Raw genomic sequence first — 4,325 nt, 5'->3', positions numbered from 1 at the left:
GGCCGCGCAGATGACGATGGCGGCGATGAGCGAGATCAGCATCAGCAGCCAGCCCGGCAGGCCGGAATCGCCCAGGGCGGAAACCACGGTCCAGCTGACCATGGCGCCCACCATCAACACCTCGCCGTGAGCGAAGTTGATGAGGTTGATGATGCCGTAGACCATCGTGTAGCCCAGTGCCACGAGCGCGTACATGCTGCCCAGCACCAGACCGTTGATGATCTGTTGAAGAAAAATGTCCATGGGAGATTCCACAAGGGGCTGGATGCCGGCGCAACCACGGGCGGGCCTGGGCCACCGGCATCAAAGAGTGCCGCGGCGCAGTGGCCGCGGCTCTTTTGCTTGCGAGAGGGCTGGCTCCGATCAGCCAGCCGGGTTCATCAGAACGAGCTCAGCACCTCGGGCTGGCCGCCCTTGAAGCCATACACGCTCACGGGCGAGGACTTCAAATCGTGCTTGTCGGTGAAGGAATATTCGCCGGCCACGCCCTTGTAGCTGCCCTTGGCGATGGTTTCGGCCACCTTGCCGGCGTCGGTGGAGCCGGCCTTCTGCATGGCGTCGGCCAGCAGCATGGCGCCGTCGTAGAAGTTGGCGGCGTAGGTCAGCGGGTCGCGGTTGTAGGCGGCCTTGTACTTGGCGGCAAAGGCGCGGCCGGTGTCGGCCTTGCCCAGGATGGTGCCGGCCTGCGCGCACAGCACGCGGCCATCGGCGGCGCCGCCGCTCAGGCGCGCCGTCTCGGTGGCGCAGATGCCGTCGCCGCCCAGCAGCTTGGCCTGCACGCCCAGCGACACCATCTGGCGCAGCATGGGGCCGCCTTGGGCGGAGTAGCCGCCAAAGAACACGGCGTCAGGCTTGGCGCTGCGGATGGAGGTCAGGATGGGCGTGAAGTCCGTGGCCTTGTCGGTGGTGAACTCCTGCTTGACGATGTTCAGGCCCTGGCGCTTGGCCTCGGCCACGAACTCCTGCACCAGGCCCTGGCCGTAGGCGCTGCGGTCGTCCACGACGGCCACGTTCTTGATCTTCATTTCCTTGGCGGCATACACCGCCATGGCGGCGCCCAACTGCACGTCGTTGACGCCGATACGGAACAGGCGCGGATAGCCCAGCTCCGTGATCTTGGGGTTGGAGCCCACGGTCATCATGACCATGCCGGATTCGTTGTAGACGCGGCCGGCCGGGATGGCGACGCCGGAGTTGTACGGGCCGACCACGAACTTCACCTTGCTGTCGGCCAGCTTCTGCGCCACGGCCACGCCCTGGCGGGGATCGGCACCGTCATCCTCGGCCACGACTTCGAAGGTGACCTTCTGGCCGCCCACCGTCACGCCCTTGGCGTTGAGCTCCTTGACGGCCAGCATCAGGCCGTCGCGGTTGTCGGTGCCGTAAGCGGATTGCGGACCGGACAGCGGGCTGCTGAAGCCGATCTTCACCACTTCCTGCGCCTGCGCGCCCAAGGACGCAGCGGCAAAGGCCACGGGCAGGAGAACGCCGGCGAAGCGGCGCACGGTGGAGGCGATGTTTTTCATGACGAGGGGTCTCCGTGAGGTCTCAGAACGAATCGGCGTCGGCTCGGTCACTTTCCAAGCCTGCCGCCTGCTGCGGGCTGCGGCTGTAAAGCCGCGTCAGGGTTGGAAGCCGCGCTGCGCGCGGGTGCCGGAAATCTGTCGGCCGCCGCACGCCTGGAGCGCGCCGCAATGCCGGGGGCCGTGCTTGTCCGCCGCACGCCGGAGAACGTGCGGGCGCAAAACAGCAGTGGACAAGGCAGTCGATGTTTCGTCGGACATGGCGATGAACTCGGCCTTGTGGGCCGGCTTGCGTTGACAAGACTTGATGCGGTGCCGCGCTCGCCGGCCGTGGGATGGACTGGCCGGTTTCGCATCGGCGTGTCGGACCTTCATGAGTCCGACATTTTCCGTAGCAAAAATATCGTATACGGTAGACGCATGATCTGTGCCTAGGTGCAAACCACTAGCTGCACGCTATTGGTGCAATTAAGCGGTGTTTTTTTGCAAAAAGGCGGACAGAGGCACCAAATGAGAGCGCCATCATGGTGCACAGCATTGTGTATGGTTCACGACTGCGCAAAGGGAATTTCGTATACGCTTTGCGTCTAAGCAAACCCAAGGTGAAACCGTGTCTCTTGAACTGTCCGATGTGCCGAACCTGGGCCAGTCGCCCACGAATTCGGAGGTGATTGCGCAGCACCTGCGCAATGCCATCGTCACCGGGCAGTTGCACGAGGGCGAGCCGATCCGGCAAGACGAGGTGGCGGCCCTCTTCAAGGTCAGCAAGATTCCCGTGCGCGAGGCGCTCAAGCACCTGGAGGCCGAGGGGCTGGTGGCTTTTCAGCGCAACCGCGGCGCGGTGGTGCACAGCCCGTCGGAGGCGGAGATCGTGCAGGTGTACGAAGTGCGCGCGATGCTGGAGTCCAACGCCATCCGGCTGGCGGTGCCCAACATGACGGCGGCGACCTTGGACAAGGCGCAGCGGATGTGCGATGAGTTCGCCCGCGAGCAGGACCCCTTCCGTTGGGCGCGGCTGCACTGGGAATTCCACTCCTGCCTGTACCGCGACGCGGGGCGGGACTTCCTGCTCAACATGATCCAGTCGATCAACAACCGCACCGAGCGCTACCTGCACATCCAGCTCACCCGCGAGAACGGCCGCGACACGGCCGATACCGAGCACCAGGCGCTGGTGGACGCCTGCCGCCGCGGCGACCCGGCCGAAGCCGCGCGCATGGTGCACGAGCACATCATGCGAGCCTGCTCGCTGCTGCAGCGCCACCTGCCCAAGCCGACGGCGGCGTAATCGGACCGCGGTGCAACAACGCGCCGCGGGTTTACCCGAATTGGAATTGCGTCTACTGGAAAAATACCGCTGGGATAACCCCTCTCCCCCATTTGGGGGACTGGCTATAAATTCGGCTTGTCGAGCACCCGATTAAGTCTTGACAACGTCAGCCACTTTTACAGCCGAGCATCCCATGGCCGTTCCTGCTTCCAATCATCCCGTGTGGTCCCGCCTTGCCTCGGGTGGCCTGTCCAAGGTCAAGACCTCGCAACTGGCCGCGCAATTGTTCATCAAGCGCATTGAGACCAGTAAAACGCCCACGCCTCAAAAGGCGAAGGAAATCTTTGATTTCTTCGCCAAATACGAGCGGATCATGGGCAACGAGTTGCAGCAATTGACTGCACTGTAATGGCCGGCTTGCCGCCTGTTGTTTGACTCCATTGCCGGACATTTTCACCATGAACCAACTGATTTCCCTGGAACAAGCTTCTTCCCTGATTCTGGGCGGCGCTCCCTTGAGCGTGGCCGGCCCTGAGCATTTGCTGGACCAATTGCCGGCGGGCTCGTGGGTGGGGGGCACCATTCCCTACTTCATGACGCAAGAGGGCGGCGTGGTCGTGAACGACAAGGTATTCGTCACGGACCTGTCGGAACTGGGCACGGTGTCGCTGGCCACTTATGGCGCGGAGGAGCTGGCCGGCATCGCGGCCCATGCGCCGGATAACGGTTTTTCCCTGACCATCATTCCCGCGGGCGGCCAGGCGCACCAGCGTTTCGCGGCCGAGGCCGCCACCTACCCCGACGCCTTTGTCAAACCCACGGTGGGCTGGATATCGGGCGTTCACCTTTCCGAATTGGGCAAGGCCACGCCCAAGGTGTATGACGGGCGCACCGGCGCCAAATATGAAGACCGTGCCGTGGTGGCTTATGTCAGCGTGCCGGACGACAAGCTGGTGATGCTGGAGACCGTGAATTTGTTCGAGCCCGACGGCAAGGACGTCATTCATTTCTCCCAGACCGGATTCCATGTCGACGAGTGCGAGGTCAACGGCGAGGTCGTGAATTTCGCCGAGTATGTGAAATCGCGCGGTTTTGAAGGCGGCCAATGTCCGCTGGTGGGCGATTTTGCCGGCGCGCACGTGAACGTGTCGCTGCAAGGCATGCCGGCCACGGGCGGCGTTGATTTTTACGCGCCTGTTTTCCCCGGCGTAGATTATCACTTCGCCAAGGCCGTACCCGATTATGTGGGCGCATTCCGTGAACGCCTGGAGGCGGTGGAGCACGAGGGCGTCGTGTGGAGCTGCAACTGTATCCTGAATTTCGTCTTCGGCGGATTCGAGGGTAAGGCCATCGGCGGCGAACCCGGTGCGGTGACGTTTGGCGAAATCGCCTACCAACTGCTCAACCAGACCATGGTGATGGTGCGCATCGCCTGACGCCGTCATTCTGCGCAAGGCAAAACGCCCCGGCCAGGAGTGGCCGGGGCGTTTTTCCATGGCGGTCCCAATTGTGGGATTTCAATTTTTGAACCT

Annotated in this window: 6 protein-coding genes; 4 read left to right on the top strand and 2 right to left on the bottom strand. The window is 63.1% G+C overall.

Annotation, left to right across the window (positions count from 1 at the left end):
- Together SM757_RS34495 and SM757_RS34490 are read right to left on the bottom strand one after the other, a co-directional pair.
- A partial coding sequence (locus tag SM757_RS34495) for an ABC transporter permease subunit (RefSeq protein WP_407655829.1) occupies positions 1 to 243 on the bottom strand: 243 nt, incomplete at its 3' end.
- Between the two features lie 137 nt (positions 244 to 380).
- Positions 381 to 1,526 (bottom strand): branched-chain amino acid ABC transporter substrate-binding protein, encoded by a 1,146-nt coding sequence (locus SM757_RS34490; RefSeq protein WP_066343345.1) that lies wholly within the window; start codon positions 1,524 to 1,526, stop codon positions 381 to 383.
- 102 nt (positions 1,527 to 1,628) lie between these two features.
- On the opposite strand from SM757_RS34490, the gene SM757_RS34485 reads away from it, so the two are divergent.
- From SM757_RS34485 to SM757_RS34470, 4 genes are all read left to right on the top strand, one after another.
- Positions 1,629 to 1,958, top strand: coding sequence for a hypothetical protein (locus SM757_RS34485; protein WP_322468790.1), 330 nt, complete (start codon positions 1,629 to 1,631; stop codon positions 1,956 to 1,958).
- Between the two features lie 175 nt (positions 1,959 to 2,133).
- Entirely contained in the window at positions 2,134 to 2,811 is a 678-nt protein-coding gene (locus tag SM757_RS34480) for a GntR family transcriptional regulator (RefSeq protein ID WP_322468789.1), read from the top strand.
- Between the two features lie 175 nt (positions 2,812 to 2,986).
- Positions 2,987 to 3,202 carry a hypothetical protein gene (locus SM757_RS34475; protein WP_066343349.1) on the top strand — a complete coding sequence of 72 codons (216 nt, stop codon included), beginning with the start codon at positions 2,987 to 2,989 and terminating at the stop codon, positions 3,200 to 3,202.
- A 49-nt stretch (positions 3,203 to 3,251) separates the two neighbouring features.
- Complete coding sequence (locus tag SM757_RS34470) at positions 3,252 to 4,229, top strand: DUF6976 family protein (protein ID WP_322468788.1); 978 nt, start codon at positions 3,252 to 3,254, stop codon at positions 4,227 to 4,229.
- Positions 4,230 to 4,325: the final 96 nt, after the last annotated feature.

The organism is Azohydromonas lata (assembly GCF_034427735.1).
GTDB classification, from domain to species: Bacteria; Pseudomonadota; Gammaproteobacteria; order Burkholderiales; family Burkholderiaceae_C; genus Azohydromonas; species Azohydromonas lata.
This window is presented reverse-complemented; position numbering and strand designations above follow the sequence as displayed.